Consider the following 22170-nt stretch of genomic DNA (forward strand, 5'->3'; position numbering starts at 1 on the left):
GTAGCTTGCAGCTTGCCACTGCGGCGCTTCATACCCCCTCCTCCTGGAGGACTTCGTGCTTGCCAAAGCGCCGGCCCAAGCGGTCGAAGTACAAGTAGATCACCGGCGTGGTGAACAGGGTGAGGATCTGGCTCACCAGCAGGCCGCCGACCATCACCAGGCCCAGGGGCTGGCGCAGCTCGGCGCCAGAGCCGCTGGCCAGCATCAAGGGCACGGCGCCGAACAGCGCCGCCAGGGTGGTCATCAGAATCGGCCGAAAGCGCAGCAGCGCCGCCTGATAGATCGCCTGCTCCGGAGCCATGCCCTGGTGGCGTTCGGCGTCGAGGGCGAAGTCGATCATCATGATCGCGTTTTTCTTGACGATGCCAATCAGCAAGATGATGCCAATGATCGCGATCATGCCCAGGTCATTGCCGCTGAGGATCAGCGCCAGCAAGGCGCCCACCGCCGCCGAGGGCAAGGTGGAGAGGATGGTGATCGGGTGGATGTAGCTCTCATAGAGCACGCCGAGCACGATGTACATGGTCACCACCGCCGCCAGGATCAGCAACAAGGTGCTCGACAGCGAGGCCTGGAAGGCCTCCGCCGCGCCCTGGAAGCGGGTCTGCACCCCCACCGGCATGCCGATCTCCTGCTGCACCTGCTCGATGACGTTCACCGCCTTGCCCAGGGCCACGCCCGGGGCCAGGTTGAAGGACATCATCACCGCCGGGAACTGGCCGATATGAGCGATGGCCAGTTGCGCCTGGCGCTCCTCGACATGGGCCAGGCTCGACAACCGTACTTGCCCGCCGTCGGTGGTCTTGACGTGGATCTGCTCCAGCGCCTGAGGCCCGATGCGCTCGCCGGCCTGGGCCTGGAGCACCACCCGGTACTGGCTGGCCTGGGTGTAGATGGTGGAAATCTGCCGCTGCCCGAAGGCGTCATACAAGGCGTCGGTGATGTTGGCCACCGAAACCCCGACCCGGGACGCCGCATCGCGGTCGATCACCAGGTACACCTGCAAGCCCTTGTCCTGCAGGTCGCTGGCCACATCGGTGAGTTCCGCACGCTGGGCCAGGGCTTCCACCAGGCGATTGCTCCACAGGCTCAGCAGCTCGGCATCCGGCGACGACAGGCTGAACTGGTACTGGGTGCGGCTGACCCGGTCTTCGATGGTCAGATCTTGCACCGGCTGCATAAACAGGCGGATGCCCAGCAGCTTGTCGACTTGCGGCTGGATCCGCGCGATCACCTGGGTCGCGCTCAGGTCTCGCTCGCCGTGGGGCTTGAGGTTGATCAGCAGGCGGCCGCTGTTGAGGGTGGCGTTATCGCCATCGACACCAATGTAGGACGACAGGCTTTGCACCGCTGGGTCCTCCAGGATGATCTTGGCCAGATCCTGCTGGCGCAGGCTCATGGCGGCGAAGGACACTGACTGCGGCGCCTCGGAAATGCCCTGAATGACCCCGGTGTCCTGCACCGGAAAGAAGCCCTTGGGCACCACCAGATACAGCAGCACGGTCAGGCCCAGGGTGCCGACGGCCACCATCAGGGTCAGGAACTGGTGCTTGAGCACCCACTGCAACTTGCGCCCGTAGCTTGCGATCAGCCAGTCGATCCAGGCCCCGCTGGCGCGGTAGAAACGCCCCTGCTCTTGTTCCTTGGGCTCACGCTTGAGCAGCCGCGCGCACATCATCGGGGTCAGGGTCAGGGACACCACCAGGGAAATCAGGATCGCCACCGCCAGGGTGATGGCGAACTCGCGAAACAGCCGGCCCACCACATCGGCCATGAACAGCAGCGGGATCAGCACCGCGATCAGCGACAGGGTCAGCGAGATCAGGGTGAAGCCGATCTGCTTGGCGCCCTTGAGCGCAGCCTGCAGCGGGCTCTCGCCCTCTTCGATGAAGCGCGAGATGTTCTCCAGCATGACGATGGCGTCGTCCACCACGAACCCGGTGGCGATGGTCAGGGCCATCAGGGTCAGGTTGTTCACCGAAAAACCGGCCAGGTACATCACGCCGAAGGTGCCGATCAGCGACAGCGGCACGGCAATCGAAGGAATCAGGGTGGCGCTGGCCCGGCGCAGAAAGAGGAAGGTCACCATCACTACCAGGGCAATGGCGATGAACAGTTCGTGCTGCACATCCTTGACCGAGGCGCGGATGGTCTGAGTACGGTCGGTGAGCACCGTGACATCCAGGCCCGCCGGCAGGTTGTCGGTAATGCTCGGCAGCAGCGCCTTGATCCGGTCCACCACTTCGATCACGTTGGCTCCGGGCTGACGCTGGATGTTCAGCAGCACCGCCTGGTTCTGGTTGGCCCAGGCTGCCAGGCGCTCGTTCTCAGCGCCATCGACGATCTCGGCGACATCCTTCAGGCGCAGGGGCGCGCCATTCTTATAGGCCAGGATCAGCTCGGCGTAATCCTTGGGCGAAGTCAGCTGGTCGTTGGCGTCGAGCATCGAGACCCGGGTCGGGCCGTCGAAGTTGCCCTTGGGCTGGTTGACGTTGGACGCGGCAATCAGGGTGCGCACGTCCGCCAGGCTCAGGCCGTTGGCCGCCAAGGCCTCGGGGTTGACCTTGATCCGCACCGCCTGGCGCTGGCCGCCGGCGATGCTGACCATGCCGACGCCGCTGATCTGGGCGATCTTCTGCGCCATGCGCGTGTCCACCAGGTCATTGAGCTTGGGCAGCAGCATGGTCTTGGAGGTGATGGCCAGGGTCAGCACCGGGGTGTCCGCCGGGTTGACCTTGTTGTACACCGGCGGCGCCGGCAGGTCCTTGGGCAGCAGGTTGGTGGCGGCGTTGATCGCCGCCTGCACCTGCTGCTCGGCCACGTCCATATTGATGTCGAGGCTGAAACGCAGAGTCAGCACCGAGGCGCCGCCGGAGCTGGTGGAGGCCATCTGGGTCAGGCCGGGCATCTGCCCGAACTGGCGCTCCAGGGGCGCGGTGACCGCGCTGGTCATCACGTCCGGGCTGGCCCCGGGGTACAGGGTCATGACCCGGATGGTCGGGTAGTCCACCTGGGGCAAGGCCGAGACCGGCAACAGGCGATAAGCGATCAGGCCGGCCAGGACAATGGCCAGCATGCTCAGGGTGGTGGCTACCGGACGGAGGATGAACAGTCGCGAGAAATTCATGCGCCGACCTTTTGCGCCTTGCCATCACCTGGTGCCACGGCCGCGCCGCCGGGCTGGCCATGCAACTGATCGGTCGGGCTGCTGGGCAGCTCATTGCGGTCGTTGACCACTTCCACCCGACTGCCGTCCTTGAGGCGGTCGGTGCCTTCCAGCACCACCCGGTCGCCGGCGTGCAGGCCGGCCTTGATCACCGTCAGATCGCCATCGCTGTCACCCACCTGCAGTTGCCGGATCTGCACCTTGTCGTCGCCATCCAGGGCGTAGACGAAAGTGCCATTGGTGCCGAACTGCACCGCTGCCGAGGGCGCCAGCACCACGTTCTTCAAGGTGTCGGCGAGCAGCCGCACATTGACGAACTGATTAGGGAACAACCCTTGGTCCTGATTATCGAAACGGGCCTTGAACTTCAGGGTGCCGGTGGTGGTGTCGATCTGGTTATCCAGGCTTTGCAGCACCCCCGTGGCCTGCAGCTTCACGTCGCTGCGGTCCCAGGCTTGCACGGGTAGCTTGGCGCCGCTGTGGTAACGCTTGAGCACGGTGTCGAGGCTGCCTTGCGGCAGGGTGAAGGCCACGCTGATGGGCTGGGTCTGGGCGATGATCACCAACGCCGTGGTGTCATTGGCCGACACCAGGTTGCCCACGTCCAACTGACGCAAGCCCAGACGCCCGCCGATTGGCGCACGGATGCGGGTGAATTCGAGGTTGAGCTTGGCGTCGTTGACTGCCGCCTGATTGGTCTTGACCGTGCCCTGGTACTGGCCAACCAGCGCCGCAGCGGTGTCCAGGGTCTGTTTGGCGATGCTGTCCTGGGCATACAGCCCGCGATAACGCTCAAGGTCGACCTGGGCGTTCTTCAACTGCGCCTGGTTCTGCAGCAAGGTGCCTTCGGCCTGGAGCAAAGCGTTCTGGTAGGGACGCGGATCGATCTGTGCCAGCAAGTCGCCGGCCTTGACCCTCTGCCCTTCCTCGAAGTTGACCTTGACCAGTTCCCCCGCCACGCGGCTGCGCACATTGATGGTGTTCAACGCGGTCACCGTCCCCAGCGCCTTGTAGTACAGGGGGAAATCACCCAGGATCACTGGCGCCACTCGCACCGGGATCGGTCCACTGGCGCCCCCAAAGCCCGGACGCACACTGCCACTACGCCCCATATGCCCGGCCGCCTGCCCTTCGGCCTCGTACTGGGGAGTGCCGGCTGGCCAGAATGTCCAGCACAGGCCCGCGACGAGCAGCAAGACGAGTAGACCGAACAGCCAGCGACGGGAGTTGCGGGGAGCAGAGGATTGCATGGATTGATCAACCATTGGGCGCGTGAATGTCTTCTTTGAGGGTGGCTGAACGATAAGCACCAGAGCGCTTTTAGCAAAGCGCCTTTACCGGCAATTTACCTTCGACTGACGTTTCAAGGTGCAGAGCTAAGCCACTGAAGCACAAATAAAAACGGCCTGGACAGAGCCAGGCCGTGAATAATTGTAAAACCTGTTACTTGAGTACGGCCAAGGCGGCGTCGTAGTTCGGCTCTTCGCCGATTTCCTTGACCAACTCGCTGTGCAGCACGGTGTCGTTTTCGTCCAGCACCACCACCGCACGGGCAGTCAGGCCCGCCAGCGGACCGTCGGCGATGGCCACCCCGTAGTTGTCGATAAACTCGCGGCCGCGCAGGGTCGACAGGTTCTGCACGTTTTCCAGGCCTTCGGCGCCACAGAAGCGGGCCTGGGCGAACGGCAGGTCAGCGGAGATGCACAGCACCACGGTGTTGACCAGTTCGCTGGCCTGGGCGTTGAACTTGCGCACCGACGTGGCGCAGGTCGGGGTGTCGACGCTTGGGAAGATGTTCAGCACCTTGCGCTTGCCAGCGAGGCTGCTCAGGGAAACATCGGCCAGACCTGCACCCACCAGGGTGAACGCCGGGGCTTTGGAACCGACTTGTGGCAGTTCGCCGTTGACCTGGACCGGGTTGCCTTTAAGAGTGACTTGAGCCATGAACGGAGTCCTTATTGAACAGTGATGATGAAACAGCAATGAGAAATTCTTGAGAGGCCGAAGTTAAGCATGAAACGGCCCGAGCACCTATTGCCCCATGGATAAATTGTCCGGCTACCTGGCCGATTGCAGGGACGGGCTTGCCAGCCAAGGCGGTTTGCAAGCTTGCATCCGGCTCACGGCCGTCTTCGCCGGCAAGCCGGCTACCACATAAGGCGAACTTGGCTATCGCGCGTAGGAGCTGGCTTGCCAGCGAAGACGCCCGCAAAAGCAGCGCAAGGCTCAAGGGCCCTTTCGCCGGCAAGCCGGCTCCTACAGGTGCGCCAGCAGCAGGTCCGCTACCGGGCCGCCGGAGGCCGGGTTCTGCCCGCTGATCACCCGCTGATCTTCCACGGCGAAGGGCGCCCAGGGCTCACCGGCCTTCTGGTACAGGGCACCACGCTTGAGCAGTTCGGTTTCGGTCAGGAAGGGCACGTACTGGTCAAGCTCGACCAGCTTCTCCTCCTCATTGGAGAACCCGGTGACCTGCTTGCCAGCGATCAGCAACGAACCGTCCGCCAGCTTGATGTTGAGCAAACCCACCGCGCCATGGCAGACCGAACTGACGTAACCGCCCTGCTCGTAGATGTCCCGGCTCAGGGCCTGCAACTCGGGGTTGTCGGGGAAATCCCAAACCACGCCATGACCACCGGCGTAATAGATGGCCACATAGTCCCGGGCCTGGACCTGCGACGGTTTCAGGGTCGCTCCCAGGCGGCTCATGAAGGCGCTGTCCTGGTACCACTGCCAGTCGGTGTCGTCGGCCATGGCCAGACTGTGGGGATCGATGGGCACGTAGCCGCCCTTGGGACTGACGTAATCCACCGCGAAGCCCGCCGCCTCGACCTTCTTCACAAAATGCACCGCCTCCCCCAGCCACAGGCCGGTGGCTCGGTTCAGGTTGGGGTATTTGGCCACGCTGGTCAGGACCACCAGTATTTTCTTGCTCATGGGCATGCTCCTTGAACGTTGAATGGGAATGGGCAAACACGGCACCGCGGCGCCATCACCCCGGCAAGCGCAACATGTTGCGGTGCCGGGCATCGAAAATCCGCGCCCTGTAGGCGTTGACCACCCAGCGTTCCAAAGGTGCGCCACCGATGGCCCGATAAATCACGCGGTCGGTGTACAGGGTGCCCCCTTCGGCGGCCTCGACCCGATGTTCATGACGAAAGGCGCGCAGCGGTCCCTTGAGCATTTCATCGACAAAATGCCGGTCGCTGACCTCGCGGATGACCACCGTCCATTTCGCCGGTATGACACCGAACATCCAGTGCAGGAAGCTGAACTGACGTCCGACACTGATGCGCAGGTCATTGATGTCGATGCCCCCCAAGGGGGTCACGCGCTCGGGAAAGATCTTGGGAAAGTTGGCCCCTTCGAGGCAGAAATCCAACACCTGGGCTGGACTGCGGCCCGGCAGAAAAGTCGTGCGCTCCACTACTGGCATAGCTGACAGCGCCTTGTTCAACCAACACAGTAATTACAATCAGCATCACATATGAACTATATCTATTTGTTTTTATTAGTTTTTTTCTATTCTAGAAACAACATTAACTCAACCATGCTAAGTACATGGAAATAATCACAAACCGCTTTAATAGCCATCCCCACTGCCGGGCAATCCGCTCGGACCTGCCCCACGCCCGCCCGGCGCAACAGAGCGCGGCACAGCAGAACCCGCGCGCCCCTGCCACTTGGACTGAATCGCCAGACGCCTGCCGCTGTTGAATAGACGGATTCAAGTCGGGGGACTTTTACCCGGGAAACCGGTAGGGTGCGCCCTGTCCTCCAGTCATGTCTGGATGTTGCTAGGGGTTGCATGGAGTTCTATCGCCCAATGAGTTGCTGGACCCTACTCGGCCTGCCGGTCACCGCTGATACCCGCACCATCAAGCGCCACTACGCCAAGCTGCTGAAACAGACCCGCCCGGATGAAGATCCGCAAGGTTTCCAGCGCTTGCGCGAGGCCTATGAACAAGCCCTGGCCCACAAGGACTGGGAGCAGAACCAGCCCCTGGAAAGCGATACCGACCACAGCCCGGCCGCCAGCGAGCCGCTGCTGTCGGCGCTGTCGCCCGTGCAGCGGGTGGCCATCCTGCTCAAGGAGCTGCACGTCGAGCAGCTCGACCAGCGTTATCAGCAGGCACAGGAACAGGACTGCGCCTATGAGTTCGAACTGGCCCTGCTGCGCCATTGCGTCGAACACCCGGCACAGGCCGAGGCGGTCCTGCACTGGGGCTTCGAGCATCTGCGCTGGATGAGCGCCTGGCAGCGCCTGGACCTGCCGGAATACCTGGTACTGGAACTGCAGCAACAGCTGTATCAACAGGTTCAGGCGCCGCTGGCCGCAGCCCTGCAGGCCAGGGATGAAACCGCGTTCCTGCAAGCCTATGCCCAGCGCTCGGCGCACCCCTGGCTGCTGCACCTGCAACACCGCCAATGGCTCAACCACTGGCTGGCGCAATTGCTGGCGGACAGTCCCTATTGGTCGGTGGCTATCTTCCAGGCGCTGTGCACAGGCCAAGGGTGGCGGTCCGCCGCCGACAACCACTGCCCAGAGGTGTTTTGGCCGCGCCTGCTCAAGCGCCATCAGGCCCCGCGATACCTGGCCCGCCAGCAACAACTGGCCAGCGAGCCGCCCATGACCCCGGAACACCGCGCCGCGCGCTTGTTGCTGGCACCCCTGAGCTTCAGCCAGCGCCGTGCCTGGGCCCGGCACCTGGGCAGCCAGGACTGGCAGGCCTGCCACAAGTTGGCGGCGAACCTGGCCGCGGACTATCCGGGAGTCGCCGCCGGCATGCCGGCCAGCAATCCCTACTTCTGGCGTGACTGGGAGCACGCCATCGACAGTTGGCCGATGCTCCTGGGCGTGGTCCTGGCGTGCCTGGCCGGCGCCTTAGGCCGGTACAGCGGGCAAGACGCCAGCCCCTGGGAGATTGTCGGGGTGACGCTGGTCTGGTCCTTGTGCTTCTGCGCCGCTGGCGAAGGGCTGCAGCGACTCTGGGGCCCTCTGAGCCAACGCCTGTACCAATGGGATGAACGCCTCAGCCGACGCCTGCCGTGGCGCCACGCGCCCTATCACTCCCTGCAACTGATCCGCGACCTGTTGCCCGTCGTGCTGCTCGGCGGCCTGCTGGGCGCGGTGATCCACCCGCTGGCCAGCCTGGCTTATCTCGGAGTCCAACTGCTGGTCGCCCTGGCCCGCCAACGCCGGATCGACCCGCTGAGTGCCTGGCAACGCATCAACCCCTGGCCGCGCCGCCTGTTGCTGGGCACGGCGCTGATACTGCTGGTGGCCGCCCTTGCCACCTTCAAATGGTTCGACGAACGCCACACCGCCGGGCGCTATCAGGGCCTGCAGCCCTGGACCGAGCGCCTGTGCGCACGCATGCCCGCCGATGCCCCCGGGTGCGCGGCGCCCGCCACCAAGGCCCAGTGGTACCCCCAGGAGGCCCGGCCATGAGCCAGCGTCCGTTACTGATCTTCGGTTGCGCGCTGATTGTCGGCTTGTTTGCCCTCCTGGGCGCCGGCGCCCCGATCGCCCGCTTCGAACTCTGGCTGGCCGGCCTGGACAGCCGCGCCAGCGCCGAGGCCGCGGCCCGAGCGCCACTGATCGACTGCGTCAACCAGTACGACGTGCCCTGGCGCCTGGGCTATTACACCTACGGCGCGCAATCGGCCTGGCGCCTGGCATTCGACGACCTGATGAACAATGCCCGGGACTTCGCCGACAGCGCGAAAACCAACATGGACGCCCTGCCCGCGCGCGAATGCGAACCGCGCATGCTCTATCGCCTGCGCCACCTGCAGCCCGATGCGCCGCTGATCGGCCTGGCCGAGCGCTACATAGACGCGCTGCACCAGGCCAACCTGGCCCGTCGTGCCCATTCCAGCGCGGTGCCCGGCGCCTACATGCCGGCCGAGGAGGACCCGGCCACCGTGGCCCGCCTCCAGCCCGACTTCGACCGCTACCTGCAAGCCTCCGCCGACCTGCGCGCCGCCCTGGCCAGCGCCGACATCGGCGCCCGGCGCGAACAACAGCGGCTGCTTGAACAGCGCCTGGGCCGAGACATCCACTGGCACCTCCTGGACTACATGATCCAGGCGCGGCTCACGGTGGAGCAGCTCAGTCAGGGGGTGCGCAAGAAAACCCTGACCCCGGTGCAACTGGCCAAGGCCAGCCAGGATCTGCAGCAGGCCTGGGATGCCGGACAACCCTTGCGCCACCGGCCGCAGAACGGCCGCAGCCAGTCAGCCCATTACCTGTGGAGCCAGATCACCCGGCCGGCCCTGCACTACCAACAGGCCTTGCGCACTTTGCACCAGGACTGGCAGGAACGGGCCGCGCCCGAGCGCTTGAGCGAGGACTATCACGCCGTGGTGCGGGCCTACGACTCGCTGCTCAGCTACTACAACAAGCAGGCCCAGGTGGATTACTGAAAGGGGCGGCAGTCCGCTGGACCGCCGCCGGATGGACGGCGGCTAACGCGCCTTGAGCTTGGCGAAAGATTGATGGAAGTCCGCCGCCCAACCGTCGATGACGTTCTTCACGTCTTCGACCTTCATCACCTGGGTGTCGTTTTCCAGAGGCTTGCCGGTGCCCTTGCGCACCACTTGGGCAATCACCTTGCCGCTGCCGCCATCGAGAAACACCGCCTCGGTGCCCAGGGTGGTTTGCTGATCACGAATCCCGGCGGCGGTGCTCACCGCTGCCGCCACCAGGGCCACGGGAATCACTTCATAAGGCTTCAGGCCTTCGGTCTTGCGCGTGACCGCGGTGATCGCCGCCCGCACCACCACCACGCCCGGACCGGGGCCTTGGGCCAGCGGCAGGCTGCGGACGGCCTCGCGCCGGAGGGCCTGGTCGTAGTACTGACTGATGCCGCTGAGGGTGCTCTGGGGAATCTTCGCCGTGGCGTGCGGCTGCGGGTAGAACTGGGTGGGCTCGATGTAGATCGCCCGATACTGGCCTGCATCCAGCTTGGGATCGATCCAACGCATCACTTCCACCCCGGAAGGTGACTTGACCTCCTTGAGCCGGCTGTAGTCCTGGAGAAAACCGGAGTATTCGTCGGGTTGGGTCAGGTTGCTGGAACAGCCGAGCATGGCCAAGGAGGCCAAGCACGCCGTGCCCATCATCAGTGCAAGCTTCATGGGTAACTCCTGTCGGCGAAACAGCCAGGAACTGGCCAGGGGGAGTTACAGGTATAGCCAAAGAACGCCAAACCTCACACCCGCCACAGGCACTGACTGGCCGGCGAAAGCGATCTTCAGGGCGGATAAAAAACCGTCCCGCCTTTCGCCGGCAAGCCGCCGTCTAGCGGCGGCGGAACAACGGACGCGGTTCGATCACCGAGCGACCATACAGCACGCTCATGCCCGCCAGGCCTTTGAGAGCGTCCAGCGCGCATTTGTCATCGCGGACGGCGAAGCTGTCAAAGCCGCATTGGCGCATGTGGCTCAATTGATCGCGCAACACATCGCCAACGGCCCGCAATTCGCCCATCCAGCCCAAGCGGGTCCGCAGCAGATAGGCCTGACTGTAGCCCCGGCCATCGCGAAAACTGGGGAAGTCCACGGCAATCAGCGGAATCAGCTTGAGCCAGGGCTTGAGGCTTTCCACCTCATCGTCCGGGCCGATCCACACCGCGTCACGGGCCGGATGATGCTCGATACGACGGATCAGCCAACGCGCCAGGGGCAGGATCAGTGGGCCATCAGGCAAGGGGTCGTCGCCCCCGCGCACCCAGGTCCAGGCGTCGTCCTCCACCAACTGGGCCTCCCCCTCATGCAGACGCAGCAGGTTGTTCATGCCAGAGCCTCCACAGCCTTGGGATAGACCCGCTCCTTGAACGGCTCCAGGCCAATGCGCTGCAGCGTATCGACGAAGGGCTCGTCGCTCTCGCGATAACGCACGAAGGTGGCGATGATGCGCTCGATCACCTCGGGGATTTCCTCGGCACTGAAGGACGGGCCGATCACCTTGCCCAGGGCGGCGTCGCGCCCCTTGGCACCGCCCAGGGTGACCTGGAACCACTCGCTGCCGTTCTTGTCGACCCCGAGGATACCGATGTTGCCGATGTGGTGGTGGCCGCAGGCGTTCATGCAGCCAGAGATGTTCAGGCTGATATCGCCCAGGTCGTGGAGGTAGTCCAGGTCGTCGAAACGCTGCTGGATGGCCAGGGTAATCGGCAGCGAACGGGCGTTGGCCAGGGCGCAGAAGTCACCGCCCGGGCAGGCGATGATATCGGTCAGCAGGCCGGCGTTGGCGGTGCCCAGGCCGTGCTCGCAGGCACGCTGCCAGAGCTCGAACAACTGCGACTTGGGCACATCCGGCAGGACGATGTTCTGCTCGTGGGCAATGCGGATTTCACCGAAACCGTAGTCCTCGGACCAATCGGCCACCGCTTCCATCTGCTGGCCGGTGACGTCCCCGGGAGGCGACGCCGGGCCTGGCTTGGTCGACAGCACCACACAGGTATAGCCCGGCACCTTGTGCGGGTGCACATTGCGCGCCACCCAGCGGGCGAAGGCCGGGTGCTCGGCCAAGCGGCTGCCGTAGTCCAGGTCAGTGTCCGCCAGGCGCTCGTAGATCGGCGGCACAAAGGCGCTGGCCACTCGCTGGTACTCGTCGTCGGTCAGCTGCGCCGGGCCATCCTTGATGTGCTGCCACTCCTCTTCCACTTCCTTGGCGAAGGCCTCGATGCCCAACGCCTTGACCAGGATCTTGATCCGCGCCTTGTACTTGTTGTCACGCCGGCCGTGGCGGTTGTAGACCCGCAGCACTGCCTCGACATAGGACAACAAGTGCTGCCAGGGCAAGCCTTCGCGGATCTGCAGGCCCAGGATCGGCGTGCGCCCCAGGCCGCCGCCGACGATCACCCGCAGCAGCATCTGGCCGTCGGCGGCACGGTACAGGTAGAGCCCAATGTCATGCATCATGATCGCCGCGCGGTCCTGCTTGGCCGAGCAGATGGCGATCTTGAACTTGCGCGGCAGGAACAGGAACTCCGGGTTGATGGTGGACCACTGGCGCAGGATCTCCGCCAGCGGGCGCGGGTCGAGGTATTCATCGGCGGCGACCCCGGCAAAGGCCTCGGTGGTGATGTTGCGCACACAGTTGCCGGAGGTCTGGATGGAGTGCATCTCCACCTCGGCCAGGCGCTGCAGGATGTCCGGCACCTGGGCCAGGTCGATCCAGTTGAACTGCAGGTTCTGGCGGGTGGTGAAGTGACCGTAACCACGGTCGAAGTCCCGGGCGATGCTGGCCAGGACGCGCATCTGCCGGGCGCTGAGGGTGCCGTAGGGAATCGCCACCCGCAGCATGAAGGCATGCTTCTGCATATATAGGCCGTTCTGCAGGCGCAGGGGCAGGAACTCTTCCTCGCTCAGTTGGCCGCCCATGAAGCGCCCGACCTGATCGCGAAACTGCGCCACCCGCTCAAACACCAGGGCCCGGTCATAGTCGTCGTACTGATACATATCCCTACCTCATCGAAGCTGATCGTGCTCTAACGGCGCGTGTTGTGAGGGGGCGACTATGCGCGTACGGCGCAGAACGTTACAGATTCAGGTAAAAACTAAAAAACCATATCAGCCACGACTTGAGTGCCGTAGTACATGAGATAAATCTGATCCGTATTAATGTGGTTTTTCTGAGCCTGTTTTGTTTCGTCGCTGATTCCTACAGTGCACCCCGTGCCAGACCGGGTGGCCTGGCAAGACTTTGCAACCGTGGAAGCATTGACCATGAACTCAGCAACAATCGGACAGGCTTACAACTACAAGGTGGTTCGCCAATTCGTCGTCGCAACCGTGGTATGGGGTGTGATCGGCATGGCCATGGGGGTGTTGATCGCCTCGCAACTGGTGTGGCCAGAAATGAACCTCGACCTGCCCTGGACCACCTTCGGCCGCCTGCGGCCGCTGCACACCAGCCTGGTGATCTTCGGTTTCGCTGGCAGCGCACAATTCGCCGCCAGCTACTACGCAGTACAGCGTACCTGCCAGGTGCGGCTGTACTCCGACACCCTGGCCGCCTTCACCTTCTGGGGCTGGCAATCGGTGATCGTGATCATGCTGATCAGCCTGCCCCTGGGCTACACCACCACCAAGGAATACGCCGAAATCGAATTCGCCGGCGCAGTGTGGATGGCAGTGGTCTGGGTAGCCTACGCAATTGTCTTCTTCACCACCGTGGTGCAACGCAAGTGCCGGCACATCTATGTTGGCAACTGGTTTTTCGGCGCCTTTATCCTGGTGATTGCCATGCTCCACGTGGTCAACCACCTGTCGATCCCGGTGGACTGGTTCAAGTCCTACCCGGTGTATTCCGGGGCCACCGACGCCATGGTCCAGTGGTGGTACGGGCACAACGCCGTGGGCTTTTTCCTGACCACGGGCTTTCTCGGGATGATGTACTACTTCGTGCCCAAGCAAGTCGGACGCCCGGTGTACTCTTATCGCCTGTCCATCGTGCACTTCTGGGCCCTGATCACCCTGTACATCTGGGCCGGCCCGCACCACCTGCACTACACCGCCCTGCCGGACTGGGCGCAGTCCCTGGGCATGGCCATGTCGCTGATCCTCCTGGCCCCCAGCTGGGGCGGCATGATCAACGGCATGATGACCCTGTCGGGTGCCTGGCATAAGCTGCGCACCGACCCGATCCTGCGCTTTCTGGTGCTGTCCCTGGCGTTCTACGGCATGTCGACCTTCGAAGGCCCGATGATGGCGATCAAGACCGTCAACGCACTGTCCCACTACACCGACTGGACCATCGGCCACGTGCATGCCGGGGCCCTGGGCTGGGTGGCGATGATCACCTTCGGCGCGATCTACCACATGGTGCCCAAGGTCTTCGGCCGCGAGCAGATGTACAGCGTGCCGCTGATCAACCTGCACTTCTGGCTCGCCACCATCGGCACCGTGCTGTACATCGCCTCGATGTGGGTCAACGGCATCACCCAGGGCCTGATGTGGCGCGCGGTCAACGAAGACGGCACCCTCACCTACTCCTTCGTCGAAGCCCTGGTGGCCAGCCACCCTGGATTCGTGGTGCGCTTCGCCGGTGGCGTGTTCTTCCTCAGCGGCATGCTGCTGATGGCCTACAACACCTGGCGCACCGTACGCGTGGCCGATGAAAAACTGGCCCTGAGCGACGCCCAGATCGCCTGATCCCCCCCCTCGCACGCCGGTCGCCTTGACCGGCGTTCTTCGTTTCAGGGAGCCTGCTCACCGATGGACATTTTCTTCAACCTACTGGGGGTGGCGTTTCTCTACCTCTGCATCGAGTACTGCCTGCGCCACCAGAGCGCCAAGAACCTGGACGACGCCAGCCTGATCCCCTTTGCCGACGACCCCGACGTCGCGCGCCGCGTGGAGTTGGCCACCGGTAAGAAAATCAACGCCATCGCACCGGAAGCGCCCAAGCCGGGATGGATCAACCTGGACATGTAGCTCAACGCGCGACACATGCCTCCCCCCTAGTGGCGGGCGTGCTGAGCAAAAAGTGCCGCCCCAGGCACATCGCGGCCGGCGCCGGCAAACGCAACCCGACCGGTCAGCGCCAGGCAGCGCCGTTCAAGCACGTTCACGGGGGATCAGGCTCTGCAATTGCGCGGCGAGGAAGTTGCCATCCAAGGCAACGATATCCGGATCCTTCAGGCCGTTGGTCTTGCGCCATTGCCAGCCGCCAGAAGCCTCGCCCACCAGGGATACACTGCCCAGACGCGCCGCCGTCAGGCCGATCACCGCCAGGGATATCGTGCCATTGCCTCCCATGACATCCGGAACGAACTCCACCGGCTTGCCGACAATAAGGAGAGTCAACTTCTCGCTCTTGAAGGTCGAGGCCTCCACCGGGAGCGCGGGGCTGAACGCCACATACGGCTCGCGATGCACCTCTAACAGGCCCGGCGACAGAACCGGGGCCAGCCAGGCTTCAATCTGCCCGAACAGCTCATGAATGCGACGGGCCCACACCTGCGACTGACTGTCGAACACCTGCTTCTTGTGGGCTTCACTGGCCGCGTAATGACCAAGCATCTCGCCCAATTGCTGGATATCGTCCATTGCCATGTTTCCTTGGCCTCGACCGTTGGGAACAGCAGGTCGCCGGCCCTGAGCATGGCAGATGCCAGCACCGAGCGTGGAGGTGTTTAACGGCTTGAAGATTGCCCGCCGAACCCCAGCCCCCCACCCAACATCACCGCGACCGTTCGCAGCCTGCGGCAGCGGCTACATGGTGTTGCTTGTGCCGCTGGCTACGAATGGTTTGGGCGGTATTCCGACGAGGGAGATGCGGTGATCCCAAGAGCGCTTGGGGGGGGGAGCTGGTGATCGCCTGGCAAGGTCCGGCGAGGCTGCGAAAACACCGCCAGCCGGGGATGATCCGCGACCAAGAATCAGGTCAAGCCAGCAGTTTCTGGATCTGCTCCTGCAGGCTGTTGAGGTCGAAGGGTTTGGCCAGGATTGGCGCCTTGCGGGTGATGGGGCTGCCGCACTCTAGGATTTCGTTGGGATAGCCGCTGATGAAAATCACCTTGAGGTCCGGGCGCAACTTGACCGCAGGTTCGGCGATCATCACCCCGGTAATGCCGCCAGGCAGCCGGTAATCGGTGATCATCACATCCAGGTGCGGCTTGCTGGCCAGGATCTCAAATGCCTGCTCGCCGTTTTCAGCCTGTAATACCCGGTAGCCCAGGCCTGACAGGTAATCCGCCAAAAGCATCAAAATCACCGGTTCATCTTCGACGATCAATACGACGTCTTGTGCATCTTCACTCATGGAAAACCTTCGCTCGGCCAACAGGCCCTATACGACCACTGGGTCACGCAGAGGTTGCGTCTGCGTGACACTTTTACTCAAGGGGCAGAGCCACGCGAAACAACGCGCCCTGACCCATGCGACTTTCAACCCGGATCGAACCACCGTGGGCGGTGACAATCTGCTCGGAAATGAACAGCCCCAAGCCCAACCCCGCCGCCGCATGGCTGGCGCTGACCCGTTCGAACTGCTGAAAAATACGCTTCTGATTTTCTTCGCTGATACCGATTCCATGGTCCTGGACGTCGATCCAGGCCTCACCGTTCTCGGCATACACTCTCACTTCGATCAGGCTCTTGGCACCGTAACGCAGAGCGTTGGTCAGCAGGTTGGAAATCACCTGTTCGATGCGAAACTCATCCCAGTTGCCTTCCACCGGCTGGTCGGCCTGCAGGCTCAGGGATGACTGCGCAGCCTCCACCTGAGGCGCAAAATTCTCCACCAGCCCACGTACCAGTTGCGCCAGATCAAAGCGCGACGGGCGGATCGACAGCTTGCCGGTGCGGATCCGCGAAATGTCCAGCATGTCTTCGATCAGGCGGATCAGGCTGTTGATCTGGCGCTCGTCGCGGTCAACCATGGCGTGCATCTTGTCCAGGCTGAAGGCCGCGGCGTTTTCCCGGGCCAGGTGCATCTTGCGCAGCTGGGTTTCCAGAATCAGACCGTTGAGCGGTGTACGTACCTCATGGGCAACGATGGACATGAAGTCATCGCGGGTGCGCACCGCCTGCTCCAGCTCGTCTTGCGTGGCCTGCAGCTTGTTGAGCAGCGCTTGTTGCTCGCGGCGGCTCTGCTCCAGGGCTTCGACCTGCTGCTTCATGGCCTTGCTCTGGCGATACAGATCGACAAAGACGTTGACCTTGCTCTTGACCGCGTGAATGTCCAGGGGCTTGTGCAGGAAGTCCACCGCGCCGCTCTCGTAGCCTTTAAAGGCATAGTTGAGTTCACGCCCGGCGGCGCTGACAAAGACGATGGGAATGTTCTTGGTCTTCTCGGTGCCGCGCATCAGCTCGGCCAATTCGAAACCGTTCATGCCTGGCATCTGTACGTCGAGGATCGCCATGGCGAACTCATGCTGAAGCAGCAGCGACAAGGCTTCATCCGCCGACAGCGCCTTGTACACCGTGCGGTCCTCACGCTTGATCAGCGCCTCCAGGGCCAGCAGGTTTTCCGGCAGATCGTCGACGATCAGCAGCTTGGCTTGAATAGTACTTAACATGCGATTCGTTCCAGCTCGGCGAGCAGACGGCTGATGCCGCTCAAAGGGAGAATGTAATCCGGTTGCTGCAAGGCCAGGGCGGCGTCCGGCATGGTGGACACATAGGCTTCGTCGGGGTCCTGGACAATGGTCAGCCCACCCCGGTGCTTGACTTCGGCCAGCCCCCGGGCGCCGTCCTGGTTCGCCCCGGTGAGCAGCACGGCGGCCAGGTTGCGACCATAGGCATCGGCGGCGGACTCGAACAGGTAATCGATGGCCGGGCGCGAATGGTGGACGCGCTCTTCCTGGCTCAGCGACAGACTGCGGTCCTGCTCCACCGACAGGTGATAACCGGGGGCGGCGAAGTACAGCGTGCCGGGCACCACCGGCTCCTTGTCGTCGGCCTCCTTCACCGTCAGCGCCAGGCGCCGGCCGAAGACTTCCGCCAACTGACTGCGGCGCTCCTCGGGCACGTGCAGCACCACGATCACCGGCAACCGGAAGCCCTGGGTGAAGCCGCTGAACAGCGCCAGCAACGCCTCAACCCCACCGGCGGAGGCGCCCACCACCACGGCCTCGACCCGGGGCAGAGGCCTCGGTCTGACAATGTCCTGGTTCATGTCTTGCGGTAGATCCGTTCTTGTTTGACCAAGGGCTCGAATTGCTTGGCGTAGGCGGAAAATTCCAGGGTTTCCTTGCTGCCCAACACCAGAAAACCACGATGACAGAGCGACTCATGGAACAATCCAAAAGTGCGATCCTGTAATTTTTTATTGAAATAAATCAATACGTTACGACATGAAACCAACTGAGTCTCAGAAAATACGCTGTCCGTCGCCAGACTGTGATCGGCGAAGGTCACGTTTTCGCGCAAGCTCTTGTCGAAAATCGCGTAGTCATAGGCCGCCGTGTAGTAGTCGGCAAACGAACGCTGGCCACCGGCCTGCTGGTAGTTGTGGGTATAAGCGCGAACGTTCTCCAGGGAAAAGATCCCCTGCTTGGCCTTTTCCAGCGAGCTGGGGTTGATGTCGGTGGCGTAGATGATGGTGCGCTCCAACAGCCCTTCTTCGCGCAGCAGGATGGCCATGGAATAGACCTCCTCGCCGGTGCTGCAACCGGCGATCCAGATCTTGATCGACGGGTAGGTCTTGAGCAGCGGCACCACTTCCTGGCGGATCGCCAGGAAGTGCGACGGATCGCGAAACATCTCGCTGACCGGGATGGTCAGGAACTGCAGCAACTGCATGAACGCGGCCGGGTCATGCAGCACCCGTTCCTGCAATGCGGAAATGGTCTGGCACTCAAACTGGCGCATCGCGTGGTTGACCCGACGTTTGATCGACGCGCCGGAGTAATCGCGAAAGTCGTAGCTGTATTTGAGATAAATAGCTTCGATCAGCAAACGCAGTTCGATCTCGGTATTGCGTTCCACTAAATTCTTTCCATCTTCGGCAACCACACACGAATAAGTGAAAACAGCCGGTCAAGGTCGATGGGCTTGGCCAAGTAGTCATTGGAGCCGGCCTGCAGGCAGCGCTCCTGGTCGTCCTTCATGGCCTTGGCCGTGACCGCGATGATCGGCAGCTTGCGCCAGCGAGGGTCCTTGCGGATCTGCACCGTGGCTTCGAAACCGTCCATCTCCGGCATCATCACGTCCATCAGCACCAGGTCGATGTCTTCGACTTCATTGAGCTTGGCGATGGCTTCATGACCGTTGCGGCCGATCACCACCACCGCGCCCTTGTGTTCCAGGGCGCTGGTCAGGGCAAAGATGTTGCGCACATCGTCATCCACCAGCAGGATCTTGCGCCCCTCGAAGACCTTGTCGCGGCTGCGGGCGGTCTTGAGCATCTTCTGCCGCTCATGGGACAACTGCGATTCGACTTTGTGCAGAAAAAGCGTCACTTCATCCAGCAGCCGCTCTGGCGAGCGCGCGCCCTTGATGATGATCGAGCGCGAATACTTGCGCAGTTCAGCCTCTTCGTCGCGGGTCAGGTTGCGTCCGGTGTAGACGATGACCGGCGGGAAGGAACGGATGTCCTCGGTGGACATGCGCTTGAGCAGGTCGTTGCCGAGCATGTCCGGCAGCTTGAGGTCGATGATCATGCAGTCATAGACATGCTCGCGGAGCAGGTCCAGAGCGTCTTGCGCCAGGCCCACAGCGGTGATTTCGATGTCATCGTCGCCAATCAGGCGGGCAATGCTGTCGCGTTGCAGATCGTCGTCCTCCACCAGCAGCACGCGCTTGACCTTCTGCGTCAGCTTGGCTTCCAGGCGGGCGAACACGTCCTTGAGTTCCTCACGGGTGGTGGGTTTCACCGCATACCCCACGGCGCCCATGTGCATCGCCGCCTCGACCCGGTCTTCCACCGAAATCACGTGCACCGGAATGTGCCGGGTTTGCGCGTGTTCCTTGAGCCGCTGCAGCACGGTGAGGCCGGAGTGATCGGGCAAGCGCATGTCCAACAGGATCGCGTCCGGAATGAACTGGGTGGCCAGGCTGTAGCCCTCGTCGGCACCGTGGGCCACCAGGCAGTGATAACCCAGTTCATGCGCCAGATCGAAGAGGATATTGGCAAAGTTAGCCTCATCTTCCACCACCAGGATGCAGCGGCGGCTGAACGGCGTCTTGTCTCGGTCGTCGGCGAAACGAGGAATCTCGCTGCCCTGGGCTTCGGCCACCACTGGCGCAGGGCTCGGCGGCGGCGGTGGCGCCACAGGCACGCCCGGCGCCGCCAGCGTCAGCACCGGCGCAAGCGCCTCGCTGTAGTGCTCCGGCAGTACCAGGGTGAAGAGGCTGCCACGCCCCGGCTCGCTGCTGACGCCGATGGAGCCTCCGAGCAGGGCCGCCAGGTCGCGGGAGATCGACAGCCCCAGGCCGGTGCCGCCATAACGTCGGTTGGTGGTGCCATCGGCCTGACGGAAGGCCTCGAAAATGCTTTCTTGCTGGTCTTCAGCAATGCCGATCCCCGAGTCTTGCACGGCAAAGGCGATGCCCGCCCCCGGCCGGGGCGAAACGCTCAGACTGACCTGGCCTTTCTCCGTGAACTTGACCGCGTTGGACAACAGGTTCTTGAGAATCTGCTCGACCCGCTGGCGATCGGTGAACAGCATTGGCGGGGTTCCCGGTTGCACTTGCACGGAGAACTCCAGGCCCTTGTCCTCGGTCAGAGGCTGGAACAGGCTGCGCAGGGCATCCACCAGGCGCGGCACGCTGGTGTTCTCCGGGCGCACTTCGAGCTTGCCCGCCTCGACCTTGGAAATGTCGAGAATATCGTTGATCAGGTTCAGCAGGTCATTGCCGGCGGAGTAGATGGATTCGGCGAACTTGACCTGCTCGGCGCTGAGGTTTTCCTGGGGGTTTTCCGCCAACAGCTTGGCCAGAATCAACGAACTGTTGAGCGGTGTGCGCAGTTCGTGGGACATGTTGGCGAGGAATTCGGACTTGTACTTGCTGGAACGCTGCAACTCTTCGGCGCGCTCTTCGAGCTGCACCTGCGCGGCGTTGAGCTCAGTGTTCTTGAGGTCCATGGCATCGCGCTGCTCGGCGAGGATCTGCGCCTGTTCGGCCAATTGCTCGTTGGTCTGTTCCAGTTCCACTTGCTGGGTTTCCAGGTGCGCCTGGGACTCCTTGAGAATCCGCGACTGCTCTTCCAGCTCTTCGTTGGCGGTCTTGAGCTCTTCCTGCTGAACCTGCAGCTCCTCGTTGAGCTGCTGGGTTTCGGCCAGCACTTCTTGCAGGCGCTGGCGATAGCGCGCCGCTTCGATGGAGGTGCCGATGTTGCCGGCAATCAGTTCCAGCAGCTCGACATCGCGATCGCTCAAGGCCCGCAGAAAGCCCAGCTCGATCACCCCGTTGACCCGTTCGTCGTCATGGGTCGGCACCACCAGCACGCTGTGGGGAGTGCCGTCACCCAGGCCGGAGCTGACCTTGAAATAATCCACCGGCACCTGGTCCAGGCGAATCAGCCGTTTGTGCTGCGCGGCCTGCCCCACCAGACCTTCATCGCCATACAGCGATTGCTCCTGCTGCTCCTGCTCGCGGGAGAAACCATAGGCAGCCACGCGCTTGAGGCCGCCGTGCTCCTCACGGACATACAGCGCCGCGACAGGCGACCCCAGGTACTGGGCGCAAAATTGCAGAATATTGCGCCCCAACAGGTTCAAGGTCAGTTGCCCGAGCATCTGCTCGGCCAGCTCGGTCTGACCGTTGCGCAGCCAGGCCTGCTGCTCCAGGCGTTGAGCGCTTTTTTCCTGGGCCCGGAGGTTGTCGCTGTAGCTCTCGGAGAGGCTCAACAGATCCCGGCGCCCAATGTAGGCCAGCAAGCCGCTGATGCCGGCGACGAACAGCAAGTACAAGGTCACACTGAAAATCGTGGTGCGACTGACGTCTTCATTGCGCTCCTGGCGCAGCCGCTGCTCCATGGCCACCGCGTCGTCATATTCGTTGCGCACCTCATCGGACAGGCGCTTGCCGCGCCCGGCCTGGACCGCGCCACGATAGTCGGCATTCTGCCGGCGCAGGGCGATCATGTCCTGACCGTAGCGGTTCCATTCCTCTTGCAGGGCTTCCAGGCGCTTGAACCGCTCCACCTGCTGCGGGTTATCGGCCACCATGGCCTGCAGGCTGCGCAGTTCACTGAGAATGCGGGGTTTGGCCACTTCATAGGGATCGAGAAAATGCTCGTCGCCGGTGAGCAAGAAACCGCGCATGCCAGTTTCCAGATCGATGCTCAAGCGCGCCGATTCGGTGATGCTGTTGATCACACGGTCCGTGTGCTGAGCCCACTGGATCACCGAGAGCAGGTAGGTGATCAAGGACACGAAAAAAACCGCGCTGAGTACGCCCACGCCCAGCGGCAGACTGATGTTGCGGGCCAGCAGTTTGCGAAAGCTTTGCTGATCAACCGAGGACGGACGGATCATTTGATGGACCTTGGCACCGTAAAGAAACGAAGTTTGCCCCACATCCGGCCATCGCCGCTATGTTTT

The 22170-nt window shown here is 62.8% G+C and carries 18 protein-coding genes; 4 read left to right on the forward strand and 14 right to left on the reverse strand.

Features of this window, described 5'->3' with window-relative positions; genetic code table 11:
• Positions 1 to 28: 28 nt before the first annotated feature.
• The 5 genes from PLD_RS05575 to PLD_RS05595 form a co-directional block, all read right to left on the reverse strand.
• Complete coding sequence (locus tag PLD_RS05575; protein WP_159890615.1) at positions 29 to 3127, reverse strand: MdtB/MuxB family multidrug efflux RND transporter permease subunit; 3099 nt, start codon at positions 3125 to 3127, stop codon at positions 29 to 31.
• A complete protein-coding gene (locus tag PLD_RS05580; RefSeq protein WP_159890617.1) occupies positions 3124 to 4431 on the reverse strand; it encodes an MdtA/MuxA family multidrug efflux RND transporter periplasmic adaptor subunit in 1308 nt (435 codons plus the stop codon). The genes PLD_RS05575 and PLD_RS05580 overlap by 4 nt, the downstream gene beginning before the upstream one ends.
• A gap of 178 nt (positions 4432 to 4609) precedes the next feature.
• Complete coding sequence (gene tpx / locus PLD_RS05585) at positions 4610 to 5110, reverse strand: thiol peroxidase (RefSeq protein WP_159890619.1); 501 nt, start codon at positions 5108 to 5110, stop codon at positions 4610 to 4612.
• 312 nt (positions 5111 to 5422) lie between these two features.
• Positions 5423 to 6100: a type 1 glutamine amidotransferase domain-containing protein gene (locus tag PLD_RS05590; RefSeq protein WP_159890621.1), complete on the reverse strand. Its 678-nt coding sequence runs from the start codon at positions 6098 to 6100 to the stop codon at positions 5423 to 5425.
• A gap of 55 nt (positions 6101 to 6155) precedes the next feature.
• Entirely contained in the window at positions 6156 to 6599 is a 444-nt protein-coding gene (locus tag PLD_RS05595) for a polyketide cyclase (protein WP_159890623.1), read from the reverse strand.
• Positions 6600 to 6989: 390 nt separating this feature from the next.
• On the opposite strand from PLD_RS05595, the gene PLD_RS05600 reads away from it, so the two are divergent.
• A complete protein-coding gene (locus PLD_RS05600; RefSeq protein ID WP_159890625.1) occupies positions 6990 to 8615 on the forward strand; it encodes a J domain-containing protein in 1626 nt (541 codons plus the stop codon).
• Positions 8612 to 9592 carry a DUF3829 domain-containing protein gene (locus PLD_RS05605; protein WP_159890627.1) on the forward strand — a complete coding sequence of 327 codons (981 nt, stop codon included), beginning with the start codon at positions 8612 to 8614 and terminating at the stop codon, positions 9590 to 9592. The genes PLD_RS05600 and PLD_RS05605 overlap by 4 nt, the downstream gene beginning before the upstream one ends.
• Positions 9593 to 9634: 42 nt before the next feature.
• Here the strand turns inward: PLD_RS05605 and PLD_RS05610 are convergent, their stop codons facing one another.
• The 3 genes from PLD_RS05610 to PLD_RS05620 form a co-directional block, all read right to left on the reverse strand.
• Entirely contained in the window at positions 9635 to 10306 is a 672-nt protein-coding gene (locus tag PLD_RS05610; RefSeq protein ID WP_159890629.1) for a DUF3313 domain-containing protein, read from the reverse strand.
• A 163-nt stretch (positions 10307 to 10469) separates the two neighbouring features.
• Positions 10470 to 10964, reverse strand: coding sequence for a DUF934 domain-containing protein (locus tag PLD_RS05615; protein ID WP_159890631.1), 495 nt, complete (start codon positions 10962 to 10964; stop codon positions 10470 to 10472).
• Positions 10961 to 12634 (reverse strand): nitrite/sulfite reductase, encoded by a 1674-nt coding sequence (locus PLD_RS05620; protein WP_159890633.1) that lies wholly within the window; start codon positions 12632 to 12634, stop codon positions 10961 to 10963. The genes PLD_RS05615 and PLD_RS05620 overlap by 4 nt, the downstream gene beginning before the upstream one ends.
• A gap of 267 nt (positions 12635 to 12901) precedes the next feature.
• Between PLD_RS05620 and ccoN the strand changes: the two genes are divergently transcribed.
• Both ccoN and PLD_RS05630 read left to right on the forward strand, forming a co-directional pair.
• Positions 12902 to 14329, forward strand: coding sequence for a cytochrome-c oxidase, cbb3-type subunit I (gene ccoN / locus PLD_RS05625; RefSeq protein ID WP_159890635.1), 1428 nt, complete (start codon positions 12902 to 12904; stop codon positions 14327 to 14329).
• 63 nt (positions 14330 to 14392) lie between these two features.
• Positions 14393 to 14611, forward strand: a complete 219-nt coding sequence (locus PLD_RS05630; protein WP_159890637.1) for a cbb3-type cytochrome c oxidase subunit 3 — start codon at positions 14393 to 14395, stop codon at positions 14609 to 14611.
• Positions 14612 to 14734: 123 nt separating this feature from the next.
• Here the strand turns inward: PLD_RS05630 and PLD_RS05635 are convergent, their stop codons facing one another.
• The 6 genes from PLD_RS05635 to PLD_RS05660 all read right to left on the reverse strand — a co-directional run bounded on the left by PLD_RS05635 (position 14735) and on the right by PLD_RS05660 (position 22104).
• Complete coding sequence (locus PLD_RS05635) at positions 14735 to 15226, reverse strand: hypothetical protein (RefSeq protein WP_159890639.1); 492 nt, start codon at positions 15224 to 15226, stop codon at positions 14735 to 14737.
• A 337-nt stretch (positions 15227 to 15563) separates the two neighbouring features.
• Positions 15564 to 15941 (reverse strand): response regulator, encoded by a 378-nt coding sequence (locus PLD_RS05640; protein ID WP_159890641.1) that lies wholly within the window; start codon positions 15939 to 15941, stop codon positions 15564 to 15566.
• Positions 15942 to 16014: 73 nt separating this feature from the next.
• On the reverse strand, positions 16015 to 17199 hold the full coding sequence (locus tag PLD_RS05645; protein ID WP_159890643.1) for a hybrid sensor histidine kinase/response regulator: 1185 nt from the start codon (positions 17197 to 17199) through the stop codon (positions 16015 to 16017).
• Positions 17193 to 17798 (reverse strand): chemotaxis protein CheB, encoded by a 606-nt coding sequence (locus PLD_RS05650; RefSeq protein ID WP_159890645.1) that lies wholly within the window; start codon positions 17796 to 17798, stop codon positions 17193 to 17195. Before PLD_RS05650 ends, PLD_RS05645 begins: the two co-directional genes overlap by 7 nt.
• Entirely contained in the window at positions 17795 to 18610 is an 816-nt protein-coding gene (locus PLD_RS05655; RefSeq protein WP_159890647.1) for a protein-glutamate O-methyltransferase CheR, read from the reverse strand. The genes PLD_RS05650 and PLD_RS05655 overlap by 4 nt, the downstream gene beginning before the upstream one ends.
• Entirely contained in the window at positions 18610 to 22104 is a 3495-nt protein-coding gene (locus PLD_RS05660; RefSeq protein WP_159890649.1) for a response regulator, read from the reverse strand. The genes PLD_RS05655 and PLD_RS05660 overlap by 1 nt, the downstream gene beginning before the upstream one ends.
• Positions 22105 to 22170 lie beyond the last annotated feature (66 nt).

The organism is Pseudomonas sp. LD120, from assembly GCF_009861525.1.
Classification (GTDB): Bacteria; Pseudomonadota; Gammaproteobacteria; order Pseudomonadales; family Pseudomonadaceae; genus Aquipseudomonas.